We start from the raw sequence: 20,858 nt of genomic DNA, 5'->3' as shown, positions 1-20,858 counted from the left end.
ATCAGTTCGTTATAAATTAAAAAAATATATTAAAAATATGGACACCATATATTTTTGATCTAATGGAATCGAAACAACTTAAACATTTTCTGGCGGTCGCTGAACACGGAAACATTACCCATGCGGCGAAAGCCCTGCATATTGCCCAGCCCGCATTAAGCATTTCTATCAAAAAGTTTGAGCAGTCTTTGGGCGTTACCCTATTTCGCCGTGATGATAAAAAAATCAGCTTAACGAAAGAGGGCGAAACGTTATTTGTACATGCTAAGCGGGTGATTCAACAGTTGCACGACGCGCAGCTCGCGATTGATGAGTTGAAAGGTTTAGCGAAAGGCGAAGTAAGACTAGGGACGCCATCAATGATGGGCAGTTATTTCTTTCCACGAATTGTGATGGCGTTTAAAAGCCAATTCCCTGAGTTAAAATTGACCTTGGTCGAAGCTGGAACTCAATCGATTCGTCGTATGCTGCTCAATGGTCAACTCGATATTGGTGTGATCAGTTGTGATAATGTGCCTGATGATCTAGAAACTGACCATTTGTTTACTAGCCAAATGGTCGCAGTTGTTTCACCTGAGCATGAGTTAGCCCAGCGACACGCTCTTACTTTTGATGAGTTCTTTGAACACGATTTGGTTATGTTTCAGCATGGCTATTTTCACCGCGAATTTTTGGATCAGGTGAGTGAGGAGCATGGGTTTACCATGAAGTCATCATTCGAGACCAACTTACTGCCTTTGATTTTGAGTATTGTAAAACAAGAGTTTGCGATTACCGCGTTACTGGAATTGGTGACTCAACATGAGTCGGGCGTTGTTGGCTTACCGTTTGAACCACCAGTGACGCTGGATCTGGCACTTGCTTGGCGCAAGCAGGGGTATTTATCAATAGCAGATCGAACGTTTATCGACTTTATCAAGCGCTACGTTTAAACGCAGCGCAGATTCATCGTCCGAGCACTAATCGCCTTTGTACATCTTCTCGAAGTTCTTTGGGTTCCAGCCAATCATTACCCGATCACCAATTTTTAAAACTGGCACTGAACGAGCACCAAGCGCATCAAGTTCTTTGCGACCGCGTTGCATCTTAGCATTGCACAAACGATAGTTAATATTTTTCGAATCCAGATAACGTTGAGCATCTTTGCAGTGAGGGCATTTGTCTTTGACGTAAAGGACGACACGTTTCATTGAGTTTCTCTCCATTATCATTGGGAGGCGAAGTTTAACGGCCTTTCACAATAAATGAAAGGCGAAAGCTAAGGTGAAACTGTCCTTTATCTCAGGTATATTGAGCGCCTTTATTTTGTCATAACAGACGTTAATTCTATGCATCCGTCACTTCGATACATTCAAGGCTACCCACAAAACATCGTAGAGCAGGTGAGCTCATTGATAGCGAGTGGCAAGTTTGTTCCTTGGTTCGAAAAGCGTTATCCCGATAGGCACCAAATCAAAAGCGAAAGGGCGCTCTATGAGTACGCCATGGCAATCAAAAACTGCTACATGAAGAAAGCTGCGCCAATCAGTAAAGTTGTCTACGATAAGAAAATTCATGCGGTAAACAATGCGCTTGGTTTGCACAGTGTTATCAGTAGAAACCATGGCGGTAAGCTGAAGTCGAAAAACGAGATTCGCATTGCCAATGTATTTAAGGATGCGCCCGAGCCACTATTAAGAATGCTGGTGGTACATGAGTTGGCGCATACTCGTGAGAAAAAACACGACAAGGCGTTCTATCAGCTATGTTGCTACATGGAGCCTGAGTATCACCAACTCGAATTTGATGCTCGTTTGTTTATGATTTACCTCGATTTAAAAGCGAATTTGAATGAAGAACAATAATCACAACGCGAAGCAAGCAAAGCCAAAGACTTCAATGGCGGGTCAGAATAAAGACGCGAATAAAGCCAAGCCGAAGCGTGTTAAAGACAAAGTTGCGCGCAAATCCTCGCAGCCTGCAGGAAAGAGCGAAGTCGAGTTCATAAAAATAGCGAAGAATGGTTTGCATGAGCGTAATGTTCATCGAGGTCGTTACGATTTTAAAAAACTCGTGGAAAGTGAACCACAGTTAAAGCCATTCGTTATCAAAAATCCGAAAGGGGAAGATTCCATAAACTTCTCTGATCCTAACGCGGTTAAAATGCTCAATAAAGCATTGCTTGCTGCGTATTATGGTGTCGAGTTCTGGGACATTCCCGACACCTACCTTTGCCCACCGATTCCGGGCCGCGCTGATTACATTCACCGAGTGGCAGAACTACTTGATAGTGAAGTAAAAGGTCAGTACGCGCACCAAAAAGTGAAAGCGTTGGACATTGGCGTGGGAGCAAACTGTATTTATCCGATTGTTGGTGTAACAAAATACGGTTGGCACTATACGGGCAGCGATGTCGATCCAAAATCCATCCAATCGGCTCAAACGATCGTAGAGCACAATCGTGTTTTGAAGGGAAAAATTGCACTGGTACAGCAATACAATGATGCCAATATTTATCGAGGTATCATTCAACCGAATGATCGTTATGATGTGACGACATGTAATCCGCCATTCCACCGTTCGGCGGAAGATGCCGCTATGGGCAGCCAGCGTAAAATCGATAATCTAAAAGCAAACCAGCGCAAGAAAGGGCTAAAACCTCAAACCGCACCAGTAAAGACAAGTAAGCCTGCGTTGAATTTTGGCGGTCAAAACGCTGAATTGTGGTGTGAAGGCGGAGAAGCGGCGTTTATCCGAAAAATGGCGAATGAAAGCCAAGCTTTTGCCGCACAGGTCTTGTGGTTTACAACACTTATATCCAAAAAAGACAACGTTCGCCCGATGCGCAAGCAGCTTGAAAAATTGGGTGTGAAAGCCATTCGTGTGGTTGAAATGAGTCAAGGGCAGAAAGTGAGCCGCTTTGTAGCTTGGTCATACATGGATAAGCAACAGCGCAAAGCATGGATTGAACTAAAGTAACGTTGACCGTTTCACACTGAACAATAAAGTAGGAAGCCCGCTGATATCAGCGGGCTTCTATTTTGGGAGATCTAAAACTTAATGATGGGCTCACAATCTAGTGAACTGAGAGAGACAAAAGTATCTGTTTTGGCATAGTACAAGCCACAGGTTTCACCTCTTATCTGCAACGTATATTGGTCTGGAAGAACCGTATAGCTGCCATCCAACAGTTGATTGTTGTTCCCTTTTACTCGTCCTTTTTCAATCAACAAATGCGGTGAGGATTCAAATACGTTATTTGCGACTCTAGGTGCTGGTGTCCCTTGGATTTCTGCGATCGCGTTTTGAATCTCTATGACTGTTTCCGGAGAGTTCTTTTTACTCAATGCTTCAACGGGTTCTTGTGACATAGCTTGGCATCCTATCAAAGAAATCGAAGTGCCTAAGAAAAGCGCAACCCGAATCAGCATTCGTAAAAAGTTAGTTGATCTCAACATGAATTGCCTCTGTTCGTAGCGGAGAGCGAAGATCGCTTAACTCCGGAGATGAAATGTTACGCGGCATGGCGTTGAAACTTGAAGGGGATACTGGCGGACAGGTTCCAGTTTCCATGTAGTTTAGCGCCGCAGAAAGCATACCTTCAGACGGATCGCCTAATGGTTTTGTTAGGTCGTCATTGACCCAGCAACCTTCCACTCTATTGTTTAAGCCTAGCTCGGTATTGATTTGGCTCTTTGGAGTAGGAATAAAACCATCAGCGAAGTCGCCAAATTTTTTCTCGTTCGCCGATTTGAACTGAATAGTGTAGTACATAGTGCCGCAGTTTTGTTCTGGTGAGAACCCATACGGTTTACCTGTGGTTGTTGAGCCTATTTGGATAACCTCCACATCAATGCCGCGCAAAGCGTTGATTAGCAGTTCACTTGAGGAAGCCGTGCCTCCTGAAGTCAGCACATATACGCGCTTTTTGTTCAGTGTCGGAAGCACTTGGTCCGAATATTTCTGTGCTGCCCAGTCTATTGCTAGATTTGTAAAGCGATAGATGTTATCCCCATCTTTAATGGTACGCATCACTTTGTCATTGTGAATCAACTCACTGAAGACTCGGTTCTGACCAGCACCGCTTAGCATGTAGCCTACTTGCGAGGACTGAAGGACTAAGCCACCGCCGTTGTAACGTAAATCAACGACGATCTCGTCAACATTCTCTGCTGAGAGCGTACTGAACGCCTCAATAAGCGGGGCTTGAGCGCTTGGTTCAAAGGAGTTGTATTGCAGATAGCCGATCCGCATACCATTGTGTGTAATCACTTTGGCATTTTTAACTGGAGAGGTCATGACATCAGAGGCGGTAAGCGTCACGGTTTTCTCTAGACCGTCAACACTCTCAAATGTGAAGGTGTAATCTTGATTGATGTCAGGGTTAAAGAGCGTTTTGTTAATAAAATCAATGTCGGACTGACTACCGGTGTTAACCACATCAATATTATTGATTTTCAGAAGCTTATCACCACGAGCAATGCCGCTTCTATCGGCTGGCGAGGCTTCTTCAGTGTAGGAAATACGAACGTCTCGAGGTTGTACGCCACGTAGGAATGCCCAGTTAAAACCAAATCCAGCAACTAAACCGGATTGCGATGATTTCATATCATCCTCATAAGGGACGGTAAAATGGAAGCGATCTTTTGGTTTACCCGTCGCGGTAGTAGCAGAGGTGACCAGCGTATTGAAGTAATCAGTAACAGTTTTGTAGTTTGCTGGATTATTATCAGGAACCTCGTCATACCATAGATACGTTTCGTTAGTAAAAGCTCTTAAAAAGAGTTTTTCGTGTAATGCAGAGCCCAATTTATCTGGATAGGCGGCATAGTTGTCATATGGGTCCAGTCCGACGCGGGGCGTTTCACATTGGTTGATAAACGTTTTCGACGGTTGGCTAAAATCATGAACTTTCCATGTTGGACCGTTTGCACTGCTAGTGGACGGAGTAGGTGATGAGCTATCACCGCCGCCACCGCCACAGCCTTGTAATAATGCGAGAGTGACTGCCGTTGCTAAAGAATACTTAAATTTCACTTTTCTATGTCCTTATAAATAATAGAATTATAATTATGTGTTTTGCTTTTGTTTTTATTAGCTAGGTGAATGTATTAATTTAATTTGTTCGTCTGCAAATTTATAGTTAAATAGTGTGAGGTAAATAACGTAAAAAAGTTGTCTTTTATCCTTAAGCTAAATTAGTCATTACTTAAGTTTTCTGTCTATTTCAAAAGATCTAACAAGATAATTAATAAGTGTAAAATTAAGACAAGTTCTTAGTTGACTAAGCGATGCTTGCTAAATCAGAGTTAGATTCAGGAAACGCTTTGAATCAATAGTTTGGTAGGGATATATGATGTTATCAGGGGTTTGTTTGATTTATTTGTCTGATGCTTTAACTTAATTTAGTGAGTTGAGCGACGTGCTTTAATAGGCTTCCGTCAATGTTAGGTAAATCATCAGCGAAAAATATCTGAGAACCAGGAGTGCAGCGCATTAATATATTTGTTAGTTCACCTTCATTGTTGGAAGTGTTAACTGCGTTAAGTTTCGCTAATTTATTACAAAGCTCGTCCTCTATTTGCACTTTCTGCTCTTCGGTGAGCCTAATGCGACCTATACATACGCCTGGGTTGATATCATGAGAAAGCGAATCTTGTTGAAATCGCTCTTTGAATAAGGTGTCTAATGCCGTACCTTCTTCCATAATAAATCGACGACCAGAACGGTAAAACAAGCCGTCTCCGAAGTTTTCGACATATCCTAGAATTTCCGCGATACGCAAATAGAATCTTAAGCTTGTATCAGAAAGTCCGTAAGTTTGGGCTATCTCTTGCGGTTTAATATCACGAGAAGTCAGCATATAAATAAAATCAAGTAAATAAGGATGCTCAACGAAAAGGGCGCTCTCTTCATCTGTTAGCATTTGCTCGTTTTGGTGCTGAAGCTCGTTGGCTAAGGTTGCGAGTTCGATGAGATCGGTATTCAGGTAGTTCAGATAAATAAGTACTTTATCCAAACCTAAAGCTGGATTATGTAGGTGGCGTTTAATACTAGATAAAGGGATGCCACTTTTCTCTGACAAGGAATTGTAGCAAAGCCCTTCTTCTTTAATCTTTTGTCGTAGCGCTGCAAGTAAAAACTTTGGTCCAACATTCATCCTTGAATATCACCTTATTCGTTATTCCATTTACTGGCTGATATTTTGCCTTTCAAGCAGCAGGTTTCGAATCGCTGTGCCCGCTTCTAGAATGTGCTTTTTCAGTAGATACTTGGCGCCTTCGATATCGCGATTTTGGCACATTTCAAACAAGTTTAAGTGCTCTTCTTCTGCCTTTTTAATGCCTGTAGTAAACAATAGCTGCATGCGTATGTATCGGTCACACTTTGTGTTCAGGTTGTAAATGACGTCCATAGTTTCAGGCATGTTGGCTGGCGCATATAGGGCTTTGTGGAACTCGTAGTTGTAGTTGCTCCATTCTTCTACTTCGTCGCCACTGTTCACTACTGACTCGAAACGTTCGCGAACTTCGCGCGCGCGTTCAAGGTCAGCGTCTGTCATATTTTGAATCGCACGCTCTAAAATGTGGCATTCCACGACAGCGCGCAGTTCAAATAGCTCATTGATTTTCTCTGGAGATAGCTCAGTGACCGTCGCACCTTTGTGAGGTTCAAAGCTAACGAGTCCTTGTGCTTCCAATTGAACTAACGCTTCACGCACAGGAATTCGGCTAACATTAAACTCTTTTGCTAACGCATCTTGACGTAAAGGTTGACCAGTTTTTAACTCGCCCTTCAAGATCTGAGTTCGAATTGCTTCCTCAACGAGCTGAGTACGCGTTTTAAAAACAGGTTTCTGTGACATTGAAGTCTCCCGTGAAATTAATATTGTATCCAATCCATTTTACTTTAGTAGTTTATTGTTTTTCTGGCACAAACCAACTAGGAAAGAAGGTTTTGAGAAGTAGAGTGAAATAAAAGGCATCAGTTGATGCCTTTTTGAGCCATTTGGTGATTTTATTGGGACACACTGCCATCTATGGCGCGTTGAATACCCAGTGGGTTCAACACTTTTAATGAATCCGGCAATAAAGATTCTGGCAAAGCTTGATAAGCGACCGGACGCAACCAACGATGAATAGCCTCCGCACCGACAGATGTTGAGGCAGAATTGGTTGAAGCAGGATATGGTCCACCATGAACCATAGCGTAACCAACCTCGACGCCAGTTGGCCAACCGTTGAATACAAGGCGTCCCGCGATTTCTTCCAAACTTGGAAGCAGTTGCTTGGCTTGTTCTTCGTCTTCAGCGGTAGCGTGAAGGGTTGCGGTGAGCGATCCAGTCAGTGAATCACTCAGTTTCAACATGTCATCGAAATCTTCACAGATTACGATTAACGATTGAGGACCAAATATTTCTTCCTCCCATTGCGGGTTTTCACGCCAGTTTTTACTGTCCGTCACGAACAGTGCTGGTGAGACATTGGTCGCTTCTGCTTGTTCAGAACGAGTGACGTTAATGCCTGTTTCGGAAGCTCGCTTATCCACTTCGGATTCATACGTTTCTCGGATTCCTTGCGTTAGCAAAGTGGCCGTTGATTGTTGTCGAATTAACCCTTGAGCGATTTCGATAAAGGCTTGCGTTTCTGGGCTATTCAAGACAAATACAACGCCTGGTTTTGTACAAAATTGTCCACAGCCCAAAGTCATAGAAGCCACAAATTCTTCAGCCAATGATGCGTTTGCCCGTATGGCTGAAGGGAGAATAAATGTTGGATTAATCGCCCCTAGTTCGCCATAGAAGGGGATTGGCTCTGGTCTTTGCTGGGCTAGATTGAACAGCGCACGGCCACCACCGACTGAACCTGTAAACCCAACCCCTTTAATTTTTGGATGGGTAACGAGTGCTTGGCCAAGTGCACGTTTGTTGCCTTGCAATAGCGTGAAGATGGCTTGCGGTAAGCACTCTTTCTCAAGTGCAGCCTCAATACACTCAGCAACAAGTTGACTGGTGCCAGGGTGGGCGGTATGGCCTTTTACAATCACAGGGCAGCCAGCAGCCAGTGCCGAAGCCGTATCACCACCTGCAGTAGAAAATGCGAGCGGAAAATTAGACGCACCAAACACGGCGACAGGGCCAATTGCGATTTGTTGACGGCGAATATCTGGTTTTGGCAGTGGTTGACGGTTTGGGTTTGGCGTATCGAAGATTGCTTGATAGTGATTACCCGAGCTCACAACCTCGGCAAATAGTCGTAATTGGTTGGCGGTACGTCCTATTTCACCGCTTAAACGTGCTTCGGGAAGGGCAGTTTCTAAATGAGCACGAGCAACGATTTCTTCACTCTTCTTTTCCAATTCAGAGGCGATAGAGCAAAGTAAGCTCGCTCGCTTTGCATTGCTTAGTTGGCGAAACTCACGCGCAACGCTTTGGGCGGCTGAGGCTGCTTGATTAACTTCTTGCTCCCCATGCACCGGAAACTCTGTGGGTAGAGGCTCACCAGTAAAGGCGTTGACTGCGTAAAAAGTGGTTGGTTCTTGTGGGTTCATCATTCTTCCTTACTATCCTTATTACTTCACTTCAAATCCGTACGCATATGGGTCTTCATCGTCTACCCATATTGTGTTGTGACCGTATACTTGTGCCCATCCTTCAATACTTGGCAAAATAGCGGCTTTGCCATTCACTTCGGTAATGCCTTCTATACGTCCTTGAAATAGGCTGCCGATGATACTTTCGTGAATAAAGTCTTCTCCTTGATTGAGTTTGCCTCTTGCATGCCATTGCGCCATGCGTGCACTAGTACCCGTACCACATGGCGAGCGATCCAACGCTTTGTCGCCGTAAAACACAGCATTTCGAGCGGTGGCGTTTTCTTCAGTGGGCTCTCCGGTCCATAGCACGTGAGAAACACCGCATACTGTTGGATCTTCTGGATGTACGCACTCAACCGCTCGAGATACCGCTTCGCGAACTTTTGGTGAAAGCATCAAAATTTCATCTGGAGAGTAGTGTTCAAGTCCGGCATAGTTTTCTTGAGGATCGACGATTACGTAATAGTTTCCGCCATAAGCAACATCGACAGTGAGCTCACCTAAGCCCTCTATGTCCACGGTTACGTCTTGGTGGGCAAGGTAAGCTGGTACGTTAAATATCCTCACTGACGTGACCTTGTCACCTTTTGTTTGGTAGTGCACTTCGATTTGTCCTGCTGGGACATCAAGTATCAAACGGCCTTCTTTTTTGGGAGTGATAAGGCGATTCTCGATAGCGGTAGTGACGGTTCCAATGGTGCCGTGGCCACACATTGGTAAGCAGCCACTGGTTTCAATAAACAGAATTGAAGCGTCTGCGTTATCGCTGCAAGGAGGCAAGACAACTGACCCCGACATCATTGAGTGTCCGCGAGGCTCAAACATGAGTGCCTGACGAATCCAATCATAATGCTCAAGAAAGTATTGGCGCTTTTCGCTCATGGTATTGCCTTCGAGTGGAGGCACACCGCCTGCGACCAGCCTAACTGGGTTGCCGCAGGTGTGGGCATCAATACAGAAAAAAGTTCCTTGTCTCATTTTTCGCTCCTTGCTGAAAAAATGGTTGAATTAAACAATAGTGATGTTAACGTAATGTAAAATATATTGTATACAATCTACGTTTTCAAGTGTGACTCGGAGCATATTTATGTTGGTCAAGGATGAAACAAAAAAGGAAAGGATCGCCGTGATAGGTGCGGGGATTATTGGCTTATCAATTGGATTGAAGTTGCAGCAGCAAGGTTATCAAGTCACAATTTTTGATCCCAATGGCGTGGGGAATGGATGCTCTAAGGGAAATGCAGGTCATATCGCGACTGAGCAAATCTTCCCTCTTGCAACGCCAGCGCTGCTTCCACAATTACCTAAAATGCTGCTAGATCCCAAAAGTCCGGTTTCGATCCGTTGGCAAGATATTCCAAGCACTATCGGGTGGATGATTCGTTTTCTATTACAAACAAAGCCATCAGCCGCGGAGCAGGCAAAAAACGCGATTAAAACTCTTAACGAGCGGTCAGTGGCAAGTTGGCGTGGCGTGCTTGATTCAATCGGAAAAGCGCATCTAATAAAAATGAATGGTTCATTGCTCACTTTTGAAAACGAGAAACTGTTTAAAGACTACCAAAGTACGCTTAACTCACTGGCCAAAAACGGTGTGGCGTATCAAGTTTGGACGCAAGAGGCGATTCGAAAGCGGATACCTGATCTCAGCCATAAGGTTCGTGTCGGCGTCTTTTTTCCCGATACAGGACATACGCTAGACCCTTATCAGATCTGTGTTGAGCTAAGTGAAGCTTTTGAAGCTCTTGGCGGTAAGATTTTACAAAAAGGTGTATCTGCGTTGGAGAAAAATGGTGATGTGTTGGTTGAGTCTCAAACACATTCATTTGACCGAATCATCGTTGCCGCTGGTGTACATTCTAAGCCTTTGATATGGCAGCTAACCGGAGTCAAAGTGCCTATTCAAGCCGAGCGTGGTTATCACCTAATGGTGGATGACAAGCGTGATGTACTGCCATTTCCTATTAGCTCTGCCGATAGAAAATTCATCATGACTCCGATGTCTGGCGGGCTACGCTTGGCAGGCACTGTTGAGTATGCCGATGTAGAATCACCACCCAATATGAAACGTTCAGAAATGCTTTTTCAGTTAGGTGATGAGATGTTTGAATCGGAGTTAAATCCACTCAAGCAAGGAGAAAAGTGGATGGGTAATCGGCCTTCAACAGTCGACTCGTTACCGGTTATTGATAGCATTTGGGATGGAAATGTATTACTGGCATTTGGCCACCAACACCTTGGATTAACTCAAGCGGCGATTACGGCAGATCTCCTTTTAGAGCTTATCGAAGGAAAGCCGACATCGATTGATCTATCACCTTTTTCATTACAACGATTCGCCTGAAAAATTTAATATTAAATATTGTATAAAATATATTAAATGCTAATGTTAACTTAATTTTAACAAAAATGGTGTCCAACAGCCGTACTCGGATGCCTCCAGAAAAACAACCAAAAGGAGTAAAACATGTCACGAATGACCAAAGCACCATTGGCGCTGTTGATTTCAGGAATGCTGTTGGGGGCCTCTGCTTATGCTGAAGACAAATTGACGGTCGTATCTTGGGGTGGTGCATTCACCAAGAGCCAAGTGGAGGCATATCATAAGCCTTTCATTAAAAGAACAGGTGTTGAGATCGTATCCGAGGATTTCAGCGGCGGATTAGCTGAAATTAAAGCACAGGTGGAAGCGAACAACGTGCGCTGGGATTTGGTTTCTCTCGACAAGCCAGACATTGTTCGTGGTTGCGCCGAAGGGTTACTAGAACCAGTGAACCCAAGCATTTTGCCTCCGGGCGCAGATGGAACACCAGCACAAGAGGATTTTATTGATGGTGCGATTCACGAGTGCGCAATCAATACCATCGTAGTGTCCACTGTATTAGCGGTGAACGAAGACGCGTTTAAAGGTAAGGCTTTGCCAAGCAAGTTGACCGATCTTTTTGACCTAAAAACTTTTCCAGGTCGACGTGCATTGCAAAAACAACCTCAGGGCAATCTTGAGTGGGCACTATTGGCTGATGGTGTAAAGCCAGAAGAGGTCTACAGCCTGCTCGAAACCGAAGCGGGGCGTGAGCGTGCTTTTGCTAAGTTGGATACGATCAAATCAGAAGTACTGTGGTGGACAACAGGTGCCCAGCCACCTCAAATGCTTGCAGACAAAGAAGTGGTGATCGCCTCGGCGTTTAACGGCCGAATCCACAATGCCCGTAAGGATGAAGGTCAACCATTTCGGATTATATGGGACCGTCAAATGGGTTACATGAATGGATGGGCGATACCTAAAGGGAGTGAGAACACAAAGCTTGCATTGGACTTCATTGCTTTTTCTTCAGGAACAAAACCATTAGCTGATCAAGCTAAGTACGTTGCCTATGGGCCTACGCGTAAGTCGTCTTCGGCGGAGGTGAACCCAGACATTTTAGCGAACCTTCCTACCGCACCTCAAAACTTCCAAACCGCCTTCCTGATTAACGATGAATGGTGGTCAGACTACGCGGATGAACTCAATGAAGAGTTCAATACCTGGCTGCTTAACTAGGCGTTAATTTGTGTATGGGGTCGAGTTTTCATCCATAAGCGAGGTTCCGTACTTTCCTCAACTGTATTTATGTTTTCGGAGAAATGATGAAAGTCATCGAAGCACAGCAAGTCGCGCAATGTTTAACAATGAAGTCTCTTATTGAAACGATGCGTGAAATGTACTCGCGGCCAGCAACAATACCTCAACGCCGAGTCATGCCCTTAGAAGAGGGAGAATACGAGGCGTTTGCGCTACTTCCAGCTTGGAACCAGGAGTTGATTGCGGTGAAAGCCTTTACGTATTTCCCGCATAACCCTGAGCAAGGCAAAGATACGCTTGCATCTAAGCTGCTTGTTTTTAGACGAAACGATGGTGAGCCGCTCGCACTCGTGGACGGTAAAGTTTTAACGTTTTGGCGCACCGCCGCAGCTTCTGCGTTGGCAGCGGACTATTTGGCGCGTCCCGATGCTGATCGTCTGTTGATCTGCGGAACGGGCAATCTTGCGCCTTATTTTGCGTGGGCATACGCTGCGGTTCGCCCACTTAAGCAGGTTTATATTTGGGGGCGTAACTCAGATAAAGCCGAGGCGACGGTAGATGCCATTGTGTCATCTTCAGAGTATCAGTCGCTTCCTGATGAGCGTCGGTTTCGCGTTTCAGTCGTAGAAAAGGTGGACCACGTTATCAAACACGTTGACATCATCAGCTGTATTACTGCATCAGCAGAGCCTTTGTTTAATGGCGCAGACGTGCAGCCGGGCACCCATATTGATTTGGTCGGTAATCATGACTTGGACAAGCGTGAATGTGACTCCGAAGCAGTGCAACGAGCACAGGTGTATGTTGATAGCCGTATTAATGTATTAGCCGAAGCGGGCGATCTTCTCATTCCAATTCAAGAGGGCGTATTCACGTCAGACGATATCAAAGGGGAATTACCGCAGCTTTGCGCCCAACAAATCTCAGGACGTCAAAACGATGAGGTCATTACTTTATACAAATCAGTTGGCAGTGCTTTGGCTGATTTGGCCGCTGTAAAGGCGGTGTTGTTAGAAAATGGCATAGATAGCCATGTCTGAGCATTTTCGCTCGTTCATTTAAATTGCATACAATATACATATAAGGAAAGTAGTTCATGAAAATTGATTGGAAAGGTGTTTATCCGGCGGTCAGTACGCAATTTCGTCAAGATCAGTCAATTGACTTAGACGCAACGCAAACCGTTATAGACAACCAGATTAAAGATGGTGTGAATGGCATTATCTGCTTGGGTACTGTCGGTGAGAACTGCGCGTTGTACCCGGAGGAGAAACGCCAGGTTTTGCAAGCGGCAAAAGAAGTCGTAAATGGCCGTGTGCCTTTGATTGCTGGTACAGCAGAGTCTATTACCACAGCAGCTGTTGATTACATGCAGGATGCGTACAAAATTGGTATCGATGGTTGTATGGTGATGCCTGCCATGGTTTACCGCACGTCTGAGAGCGAAACGTTCGAATATTACCGCACGCTAGCAGAAGCAACGCCAGAAATGCCAATCATGATTTACAACAACCCGGTTGCTTATGGTGTCGATGTAAACCTCGATATCATGGCGAAACTGGCTGAGTTTGAAAGTATTGTAGCTATCAAAGAGTCGACCACTGATACTCGTCGTATCACCGAGCTTTACAATAAATTTGATGACCGCTTTACCGTGTTCAGTGGTGTTGATGACATCGCTCTTGAATCATTGATGCTAGGTGCGACCGGCTGGATTTCTGGTTTAACCAACGCATTCCCAGAAGAGTCCGTTGCGATTTATAAACTGGCAAGCCAAGGTCGTTATGCTGAAGCGTTAGAGATCTACCGTTGGTTCTTACCCCTACTGCGTTTAGACACCATTCCTACGCTGGTTCAGTGCATAAAATTGGCCGAGCAAGTCTGCGGACGTGGCTCTGAACAAGTTCGTGCGCCACGCCAACTCTTACAAGGTGAAGAGCGTCAACAAGTCATTCAAATGGTTGAACATGCGTTAGAAACCCGCTTAGACCTATCCAAATACAATCTGTAATTGTGCTGTTTAGTAGAGCGTTAACTGACGCTCTACTCATTCGTAATATTCAAAAAATGAGAAGAGGGAAGTCATGAGCACGGAAAACAAGGACTATGTCAGCTTTCAACACGTTAAGAAAACCTACGATGGCACGAATTTGGTGGTGAAAGACTTCAACTTAGATATTGCTCCTGGAGAATTTGTTACTATGTTGGGGCCGTCAGGATCGGGCAAGACCACTTGCTTGATGATGCTAGCAGGCTTTGAAACTGCGACCGGTGGAGACATTTATATCGATGGCGTTCCTGTCAATCATCTCGCGCCGCACAAGCGCGATATTGGTATGGTGTTTCAAAACTATGCGTTGTTTCCACATATGACCATTGCTGAGAATCTTGCGTTTCCTTTAAAGGTGCGAAAACTCGACAGTGACACGATTGAAAGCAAAGTTCAGAGTGTATTAGAAATGGTCGAGCTTGAGCATGTTGCGACTCGATACCCGAAGCAGTTATCAGGTGGTCAACAACAGCGTGTCGCGTTAGCGCGAGCATTAGTGTTTGAGCCTAAACTCGTGTTGATGGATGAACCACTAGGCGCATTAGATAAGCAGCTGCGCGAGCAAATGCAGATGGAAATTAAACATTTGCATGAAAAGCTTGGCATTACCATTTTGTATGTGACGCACGATCAAGACGAAGCTCTCACTATGTCCGACCGTATTGCGGTTTTTAATCACGGCGAAGTGCAACAACTCGCGACACCAACCGAGCTTTATGAATCTCCGAGTAATACGTTTGTTGCGCAGTTTATCGGAGAAAACAACCAACTCTCAGGTTTAGTCAAAGAGTGGAACGGAAAGTATTGCCAAGTGCTCGTTGGGAAAGAGTTATTTACTGCGAAACCTGTCAGAGTCTCTGAGCAAGGGCAGAGAACAACACTTTCCATTCGACCAGAAAAGATTGTTATTCAACCAGAGAAAGCGTCTTGTGAGAACCAAGTCTCGGGCGTCCTACGAGAATTGATTTATCACGGTGATCATTATCGTCTGGTCGTCGAAGTAGAGAGCGTTGGTCACTTCATCGTTAAAGCACCTAACGATAATCGTAAACACTTGCAGTTAACGCCTGGCTCAATTTGTCGTATTGGTTGGCAAAGTGACGATTGCCATGCTCTTGATGGGACACAAACTCAAAGTAGCGAGGTAGCAGCATGAGTAGAGAGCTAACCGCATTAGATTCTGTATTGGAAATCGAACGCCAAGTTCATGAGCAAGAAACCAATTTGAAAGCGCAGTTGCAAAAGGCCGAGCGCCGAAAAAAGCTTCGCTCCATTATGCTCACAACGCCATTGGTGTGTTTTATTCTGCTTACGTTTGCTTTTCCTATCCTCGACATGCTTTATCGAAGCGTGGATAACCGAGAAATATCCCTGTCACTACCACAAACTATTCAAGCCTTAGAAAGTTGGGATTATCAAGGTCAGCCTCATCAAGAAGTCATTGAGGCATTCTCTGTTGAAGTACTTGCGCTTTATCAAAGAAAAGAGCTGCCGAAAATAGCCAACCGGATGAATATTGAAGAGTCTGGTATGCGCAGTTTACTCATGAAAACCGGCAGAAAGTTGTCTCGTTTGACGTCGCTGCCGAGCTCGGTGACACAGCTAGCTAAGCTGGATAAGCGTTGGGCTAATCCTAAATATTGGGCGGCGTTTAAGAATCTTAGTGGCGCATTAACATTCAGTCATTATCTTGCAGCGCTAGACTTGCAAGTGAATGAGTTTGGAGACATTGAACCCCAACCAGAAAAACGCCAAATATACGTCGACCTTTTCTTTAAAACTTTTTGGATGTCTATTTCAATCACCTTAATTTGTTTGGTGATGGCGTACCCCGTTGCTTACCTGCTTGCCAATTTACCTGATAAGCGCGCGAACTTACTTTTAATCATTGTGCTGCTGCCATTTTGGACATCATTATTAGTCAGAACCACGTCTTGGATTGTTCTGCTGCAAAACCAAGGGGTCATTAATGATCTCCTTATTTGGTCGGGTTTTACTTCTGAGCGAATTCAGATGATTCACAATACCTTCGGAACGGTGGTGTCTATGGTGCACATTCTGTTGCCTTTTATGATCCTGCCTCTGTATAGCGTAATGAAAGGAATTAGCCCAACTTATTTCCGTGCCGCTCGTTCTCTAGGCGCGACGCCTTTCATTGCGTTCATCAAAGTTTATATGCCGCTTACGTTACCGGGGATAGGTGCGGGGGCCTTGCTTACTTTCATTCTTTCTATTGGCTTCTACATTACGCCCGCTTTGGTTGGTGGAAGAAGCGGACAGATGATCTCCAATATGATTGCCTATCATATGCAGACATCACTGAACTGGGGGATGGCTGGCGCATTGGGTGGACTGCTTTTGTTCGTTGTACTGGTTCTGTTTTATATGTTCAACCGTGTGGTTGGTATTAATAACCTTAAGGTAGGAGGATAACCATGGCATTACCAAACTATGCATCAAAAGTAGAGCGAGTTGCTTACGCAGGTTACTTAGCTTTTTGTGGGTTGGTGCTGTTCTTTTTAATCGCTCCAATTCTGACCATCATCCCGTTATCGTTTAATGCAACGCCTTACTTTACTTTTACCGAGGGGATGTTAAACCTTGATTCGGAAGCGTATTCTACTCGCTGGTATCAAGAAATGTTTACTAGTGATCAGTGGCTGTTGGCGCTGAAAAATAGCACGTTCATTGCTTTTATGGCGACACTCGTTGCAACAGGGCTGGGAACTCTGGCGGCGTTGGGTTTAGCCAGTAGTAATTTGCCTTTTCGCAATACGATTATGGCGCTGTTGATCTCACCCATGATCGTACCAGTCATTATCTCTGCTGCTGCGATGTACTTTTTCTACACGCGCCTTGGCTTGTCACAAACTTATCTAGGCGTCATTTTGGCACACGCTGCTTTAGGTACGCCTTTTGTCGTCATTACCGTTACTGCGACGTTAAGCGGCTTTGACCATAGCTTGGTAAAAGCGGCGGCTAGCTTAGGCGCAAACCCTTTTTATACTTTCAGACACATTACCTTTCCTCTGATTCGTCCGGGGATGATTTCTGGCGGCTTGTTTGCCTTTGGCACATCGTTCGACGAGGTTGTGGTGGCGTTATTCCTGACTGGGGCAGAACAAAAAACCGTTCCGAGGCAGATGTGGTCAGGAATTCGAGAGCAAATTAGTCCGACCATATTGGCGGTCGCTACGTTGCTGATTTTTATGTCGGTGTGTTTGCTCGTGACATTAGAAGTTTTACGTAGACGTAATGTACGCATTCGAGGCATTCAAGAATAACCAGACTTTTTCTTTGTTGGTCACTTTGCACTTTTGTTTAGGGGCACCTCAATTTTTGATCAAATGCGCCTCATTGTAGGCGCTTTTCTTTTGTGTTTGTCGTCAGCGATGACTGACATATCACTCTTGTAGCTTAATGCCAGCTTGCTCGAAACGTGCCAAAGGCGACTTGTTTGATTGCTGATACCAACTAGCTGGCATGTTTGATTTAAGTCGCGCTTTTTCTTCCTTGCTAATCACAACATAGTGTAAAAACGCATCAAGTGTGGTTCCCACCACGTCAAACGTCATTTCCCCGTCTTTGCTGATGGCTTTCAATAACCCAACGACGGTTTCCTCAGAGACTAACGGTTCAACCACCGCGTTTTTTCGCTCTTTTATTGATGTTGAAGCGGGCAGGTTTGCACGTGCCGTCTCCCAGCAAACTTTGTTGGCTTTACTGACAAGGTTGTGCTTGTAGCAGTAGTAACTGAATAAAAAGCGTGGCAGGTTTTGCCAGCGTTCGGCTTGGACTTCTAACCAAAGGTGTTGTAGCTCAATATCAGCGTCGGTCATAGGAGTTGTTTAGCAAAAAGAAAAGAAACCATTTTATAGCTTTTGTGAGGAGCAATAAAAGATATTTGAATGGAAAGATAAACAACTAGTTGATCAATATTATTAAAGCAAATCGATTTCTGGCAAGCTCGTGCAACGGCAACTCGAGTACCAAAAACTGACACCGCCACATCTAGTTGTTAACAAAATGTTTCTTCTTGTCTTGCGAGTAGATTATATGGTGATGCTCTTGCAGTAATAAGGGCAGTGGCGATGCAAAAGACGTAATGCATCTAAGGAAAACTCAATATAGAAGAAATTAGATGGAACTGAAGACTTTGAGTGTCGCGATTGCGACAACATTAACCAGCACTGGCGTATTTGCGTTAAGCGAGCCAGTTTCTCAAGTTACAGAGCAACATGCACATTCGGCTCATACACACGGTGTTGAATCCAATCGAGTTGAATACCAACCAACCGCAACTCTCCCTATTCAGCCCTCCAAGGCAACTCGAGTACAGTCACTTGAAAGCCTTGATGAGTCGAGCACTGCTTGTGATTTGGAAGCATTGGTTACCGAAAGCAGTAACCAATTGATCGGCGAAATTTTAAGTCAGGGCGCGACGTGTGTGAACCAGCTATTCTCTGCTGAAAGTCGGATTCAAGAGTCGGTATTTAGCTCCGATCATATGTACAACATTGCGAAGCGTACTACGACATTGGCGAAGGGGTATACAGGTGGCGGGAGCGATGAACTAGAAACGTTGTTCTTATACTTGCGCGCGGGTTATTACGCCGAGTTTTACAATGACAACATCTCATTTATTGAATGGGTCACACCAGCGGTGAAAGAATCCGTGGATGCGTTTGTTAACAACGCAAACTTCTACGAGAACAGCGATCGTCACGGCAAAGTGCTTAGTGAAGTCATCATCACTATGGATAGTGCGGGCTTGCAGCACGCGTACTTACCACAAGTGACCCAGTGGCTTACTCGTTGGAATGATCAATACGCCCAGCACTGGTATATGCGCAATGCGGTTAACGGTGTTTTTACTATTTTGTTTGGTGGGCAGTGGAACGAGCAATTTGTGCAAATAATTGGCAATCAAATGGACCTTGCCAAAGCTTTAGGCGATTTCGCTCTAAGGGCGTCATCAATCGGTGCTGAAGATGAGTTTATGGCCGCGAATGCGGGGCGAGAGCTCGGGCGTTTGACCAAGTATGCGGGTAACGCGAGTTCTGTGGTGAAGAGTCAGCTAAGTCGAATCTTTGAACAGTATGAAATGTATGGTCGGGGTGACGCGGTTTGGCTTGCGGCGGCGGACACCGCCTCATATTACGCAGATTGTAGTGAGTTCGGAATTTGTAATTTCGAAACTGAGCTAAAAGGCTTAGTGCTATCGCAAACTTATACTTGTAGTCCAACAATTCGAATATTGTCCCAGAATATGACGCAAGAGCAACACGCGGCCGCATGTTCTAAAATGGGTTACGAAGAGGGTTACTTTCATCAGTCATTAGAAACTGGTGAACAGCCAGTAAAAGATGACCACAACACTCAGCTCCAAGTCAATATCTTCGATTCAAGCACCGATTATGGTAAGTACGCAGGGCCAATTTTCGATATTAGTACTGACAATGGCGGTATGTACTTGGAGGGCGATCCTTCCCAGCCGGGGAATATTCCCAACTTTATTGCTTATGAAGCCTCTTATGCGAACGCGGATCACTTTGTCTGGAACTTAGAGCACGAATACGTGCATTACTTAGATGGTCGATTTGATCTCTATGGAGGGTTTAGTCATCCAACTGAAAAAATAGTGTGGTGGAGTGAAGGCATTGCAGAGTATGTCGCTCAAGAAAATGACAACCAAGCAGCACTTGATACGATTTTAGACGGCTCGACGTATACCTTAAGTGAGATTTTCGAGACTACTTATGATGGGTTTGATGTCGATCGAATTTATCGTTGGGGGTACTTAGCTGTACGTTTTATGTTTGAAAATCATAAAGATGACGTAAACCAAATGCTGGTGGAAACACGCCAAGGGAATTGGAGCAATTACAAGGCCACGATCACCCAATGGGCGAATTTGTATCAAAGTGAGTTTGAGCAGTGGCAGCAAGCCCTTGTCTCAAATGGTGCACCTAATGCAGTCATAACCGCAAACAGTAAGGGGAAAGTCGGTGAAAGCATTACATTTAGCAGTGAAAACAGTACAGACCCAAACGGGAAGATCGTCAGCGTCTTATGGGACTTCGGTGATGGCTCGACAAGTACACAAACCAAGCCGACGCACCAATATGGGAGTGAAGGGGAGTATTCGGTCAGCCTAAGTGTGACAGACAGTGAAGGCTTGACGGCAACCGCCACTCATACTGTTGTTATCTCAGCGTCGGGCGGTAATGACACATTGCCACAAGACTGCGCGGTGCAAAGTAAAGTAAGCGGTGGGCGCTTAACAGCAGGAGAACCAGTTTGCTTGGCAAATCAACAAACCATTTGGCTGAGCGTGCCAGCGGTGAATGAGAGCTTAAATCTGGCGATAACGACGGGGAACGGTACGGGTAACTTAAAGCTTGAATACAGTAACTCCGGTTGGCCGGATGATACTAATCTTCACGGATGGTCAGATAATATTGGTAATGGAGAGTGTATTACGTTGTCAAATCAGAGTAACTACTGGGGCTACGTTAAAGTATCTGGTGACTTTGAGAATGCCGCCATCGTCGTTGATTTTGATGCTCAGAAGTGTCGTCAGTAGGGCATTTTAACTGCATCATTTTAATTTAATTTAATTGATCGCCTCGCAAATATTGCGGGGCGTTTTTGTTTTTCACACCGTTATCT

The 20,858-nt window shown here is 44.8% G+C and carries 19 protein-coding genes; 11 read left to right on the top strand and 8 right to left on the bottom strand.

Features of this window, described 5'->3' with window-relative positions:
* Positions 1-62 precede the first annotated feature (62 nt).
* Positions 63-932 (top strand): LysR family transcriptional regulator, encoded by an 870-nt coding sequence (locus R7127_RS11805; RefSeq protein ID WP_005389786.1) that lies wholly within the window; start codon positions 63-65, stop codon positions 930-932.
* A gap of 27 nt (positions 933-959) precedes the next feature.
* Here R7127_RS11805 and R7127_RS11800 read toward each other — a convergent pair whose 3' ends face one another.
* Positions 960-1,190 (bottom strand): glutaredoxin family protein, encoded by a 231-nt coding sequence (locus tag R7127_RS11800; protein WP_005377871.1) that lies wholly within the window; start codon positions 1,188-1,190, stop codon positions 960-962.
* A gap of 138 nt (positions 1,191-1,328) precedes the next feature.
* Here R7127_RS11800 and R7127_RS11795 point away from each other — a divergent pair, with 138 nt between their 5' ends.
* Positions 1,329-1,844, top strand: a complete 516-nt coding sequence (locus tag R7127_RS11795) for a YgjP-like metallopeptidase domain-containing protein (RefSeq protein WP_172563304.1) — start codon at positions 1,329-1,331, stop codon at positions 1,842-1,844.
* Entirely contained in the window at positions 1,831-2,958 is a 1,128-nt protein-coding gene (rlmF, locus tag R7127_RS11790) for a 23S rRNA (adenine(1618)-N(6))-methyltransferase RlmF (protein WP_158173830.1), read from the top strand. Before R7127_RS11795 ends, rlmF begins: the two co-directional genes overlap by 14 nt.
* Positions 2,959-3,029: 71 nt before the next feature.
* On the opposite strand, the gene R7127_RS11785 is transcribed toward rlmF, so the two are convergent.
* The 6 genes from R7127_RS11785 to R7127_RS11760 form a co-directional block, all read right to left on the bottom strand.
* The gene (locus R7127_RS11785) at positions 3,030-3,350 is read right to left on the bottom strand and encodes a hypothetical protein (protein ID WP_053303157.1); all 321 of its coding nucleotides are present in this window, start codon (positions 3,348-3,350) and stop codon (positions 3,030-3,032) included.
* A 70-nt stretch (positions 3,351-3,420) separates the two neighbouring features.
* Positions 3,421-5,016: a S41 family peptidase gene (locus tag R7127_RS11780; protein WP_172563303.1), complete on the bottom strand. Its 1,596-nt coding sequence runs from the start codon at positions 5,014-5,016 to the stop codon at positions 3,421-3,423.
* A gap of 358 nt (positions 5,017-5,374) precedes the next feature.
* Positions 5,375-6,139, bottom strand: a complete 765-nt coding sequence (locus R7127_RS11775; RefSeq protein WP_033905155.1) for a hypothetical protein — start codon at positions 6,137-6,139, stop codon at positions 5,375-5,377.
* A gap of 30 nt (positions 6,140-6,169) precedes the next feature.
* The gene (locus tag R7127_RS11770; RefSeq protein ID WP_053303155.1) at positions 6,170-6,844 is read right to left on the bottom strand and encodes a GntR family transcriptional regulator; all 675 of its coding nucleotides are present in this window, start codon (positions 6,842-6,844) and stop codon (positions 6,170-6,172) included.
* A 152-nt stretch (positions 6,845-6,996) separates the two neighbouring features.
* Positions 6,997-8,529, bottom strand: a complete 1,533-nt coding sequence (locus R7127_RS11765) for an aldehyde dehydrogenase (NADP(+)) (RefSeq protein ID WP_172563639.1) — start codon at positions 8,527-8,529, stop codon at positions 6,997-6,999.
* A 21-nt stretch (positions 8,530-8,550) separates the two neighbouring features.
* Positions 8,551-9,552 (bottom strand): 4-hydroxyproline epimerase, encoded by a 1,002-nt coding sequence (locus R7127_RS11760; protein WP_318148405.1) that lies wholly within the window; start codon positions 9,550-9,552, stop codon positions 8,551-8,553.
* Positions 9,553-9,661: 109 nt separating this feature from the next.
* Between R7127_RS11760 and R7127_RS11755 the strand changes: the two genes are divergently transcribed.
* The 7 genes from R7127_RS11755 (at position 9,662) to R7127_RS11725 (ending at position 17,470) form a co-directional block, all read left to right on the top strand.
* Positions 9,662-10,918, top strand: a complete 1,257-nt coding sequence (locus R7127_RS11755) for an NAD(P)/FAD-dependent oxidoreductase (protein ID WP_033905157.1) — start codon at positions 9,662-9,664, stop codon at positions 10,916-10,918.
* Between the two features lie 123 nt (positions 10,919-11,041).
* Positions 11,042-12,115 (top strand): polyamine ABC transporter substrate-binding protein, encoded by a 1,074-nt coding sequence (locus R7127_RS11750; protein WP_033905158.1) that lies wholly within the window; start codon positions 11,042-11,044, stop codon positions 12,113-12,115.
* A gap of 86 nt (positions 12,116-12,201) precedes the next feature.
* Positions 12,202-13,176, top strand: a complete 975-nt coding sequence (locus R7127_RS11745) for an ornithine cyclodeaminase family protein (RefSeq protein ID WP_005377853.1) — start codon at positions 12,202-12,204, stop codon at positions 13,174-13,176.
* 56 nt (positions 13,177-13,232) lie between these two features.
* Entirely contained in the window at positions 13,233-14,147 is a 915-nt protein-coding gene (locus R7127_RS11740; RefSeq protein WP_005377851.1) for a dihydrodipicolinate synthase family protein, read from the top strand.
* A gap of 73 nt (positions 14,148-14,220) precedes the next feature.
* Complete coding sequence (locus R7127_RS11735) at positions 14,221-15,342, top strand: ABC transporter ATP-binding protein (protein ID WP_053306926.1); 1,122 nt, start codon at positions 14,221-14,223, stop codon at positions 15,340-15,342.
* Positions 15,339-16,619, top strand: a complete 1,281-nt coding sequence (locus tag R7127_RS11730) for an ABC transporter permease (RefSeq protein ID WP_033905162.1) — start codon at positions 15,339-15,341, stop codon at positions 16,617-16,619. Before R7127_RS11735 ends, R7127_RS11730 begins: the two co-directional genes overlap by 4 nt.
* Positions 16,620-16,621: 2 nt before the next feature.
* Positions 16,622-17,470, top strand: a complete 849-nt coding sequence (locus R7127_RS11725; RefSeq protein ID WP_033905163.1) for an ABC transporter permease — start codon at positions 16,622-16,624, stop codon at positions 17,468-17,470.
* 120 nt (positions 17,471-17,590) lie between these two features.
* Here R7127_RS11725 and R7127_RS11720 read toward each other — a convergent pair whose 3' ends face one another.
* Positions 17,591-18,025, bottom strand: coding sequence for a hypothetical protein (locus R7127_RS11720; RefSeq protein ID WP_033905164.1), 435 nt, complete (start codon positions 18,023-18,025; stop codon positions 17,591-17,593).
* Between the two features lie 302 nt (positions 18,026-18,327).
* On the opposite strand from R7127_RS11720, the gene R7127_RS11715 reads away from it, so the two are divergent.
* Positions 18,328-20,772, top strand: coding sequence for a collagenase (locus R7127_RS11715; RefSeq protein WP_064376408.1), 2,445 nt, complete (start codon positions 18,328-18,330; stop codon positions 20,770-20,772).
* The last annotated feature ends 86 nt before the right edge of the window (positions 20,773-20,858 follow it).

Source organism: Vibrio sp. 1159 (assembly GCF_033340395.1).
GTDB lineage: Bacteria > Pseudomonadota > Gammaproteobacteria > Enterobacterales > Vibrionaceae > Vibrio > Vibrio alginolyticus.
The sequence above is the reverse complement of the archived record's forward strand: the minus strand, read 5'-3'. Positions and strand labels throughout refer to the sequence as shown.

What these genes read in the sequence shown, in the direction of transcription:
- R7127_RS11740 (WP_005377851.1), top strand. Translation starts at nt 13,233, where the DNA reads ATGAAAATTGATTGGAAAGGTGTTTATCCGGCGGTCAGTACGCAATTT.
- R7127_RS11750 (WP_033905158.1), top strand. Translation starts at nt 11,042, where the DNA reads ATGTCACGAATGACCAAAGCACCATTGGCGCTGTTGATTTCAGGAATG.
- R7127_RS11745 (WP_005377853.1), top strand. Translation starts at nt 12,202, where the DNA reads ATGAAAGTCATCGAAGCACAGCAAGTCGCGCAATGTTTAACAATGAAG.
- R7127_RS11775 (WP_033905155.1), bottom strand. Translation starts at nt 6,139, where the DNA reads ATGAATGTTGGACCAAAGTTTTTACTTGCAGCGCTACGACAAAAGATT.
- R7127_RS11785 (WP_053303157.1), bottom strand. Translation starts at nt 3,350, where the DNA reads ATGTCACAAGAACCCGTTGAAGCATTGAGTAAAAAGAACTCTCCGGAA.
- R7127_RS11720 (WP_033905164.1), bottom strand. Translation starts at nt 18,025, where the DNA reads ATGACCGACGCTGATATTGAGCTACAACACCTTTGGTTAGAAGTCCAA.
- R7127_RS11730 (WP_033905162.1), top strand. Translation starts at nt 15,339, where the DNA reads ATGAGTAGAGAGCTAACCGCATTAGATTCTGTATTGGAAATCGAACGC.
- R7127_RS11795 (WP_172563304.1), top strand. Translation starts at nt 1,329, where the DNA reads ATGCATCCGTCACTTCGATACATTCAAGGCTACCCACAAAACATCGTA.
- R7127_RS11770 (WP_053303155.1), bottom strand. Translation starts at nt 6,844, where the DNA reads ATGTCACAGAAACCTGTTTTTAAAACGCGTACTCAGCTCGTTGAGGAA.
- rlmF (WP_158173830.1), top strand. Translation starts at nt 1,831, where the DNA reads ATGAAGAACAATAATCACAACGCGAAGCAAGCAAAGCCAAAGACTTCA.
- R7127_RS11760 (WP_318148405.1), bottom strand. Translation starts at nt 9,552, where the DNA reads ATGAGACAAGGAACTTTTTTCTGTATTGATGCCCACACCTGCGGCAAC.
- R7127_RS11805 (WP_005389786.1), top strand. Translation starts at nt 63, where the DNA reads ATGGAATCGAAACAACTTAAACATTTTCTGGCGGTCGCTGAACACGGA.
- R7127_RS11755 (WP_033905157.1), top strand. Translation starts at nt 9,662, where the DNA reads ATGTTGGTCAAGGATGAAACAAAAAAGGAAAGGATCGCCGTGATAGGT.
- R7127_RS11765 (WP_172563639.1), bottom strand. Translation starts at nt 8,529, where the DNA reads ATGAACCCACAAGAACCAACCACTTTTTACGCAGTCAACGCCTTTACT.
- R7127_RS11735 (WP_053306926.1), top strand. Translation starts at nt 14,221, where the DNA reads ATGAGCACGGAAAACAAGGACTATGTCAGCTTTCAACACGTTAAGAAA.
- R7127_RS11715 (WP_064376408.1), top strand. Translation starts at nt 18,328, where the DNA reads ATGGAACTGAAGACTTTGAGTGTCGCGATTGCGACAACATTAACCAGC.
- R7127_RS11725 (WP_033905163.1), top strand. Translation starts at nt 16,622, where the DNA reads ATGGCATTACCAAACTATGCATCAAAAGTAGAGCGAGTTGCTTACGCA.
- R7127_RS11800 (WP_005377871.1), bottom strand. Translation starts at nt 1,190, where the DNA reads ATGAAACGTGTCGTCCTTTACGTCAAAGACAAATGCCCTCACTGCAAA.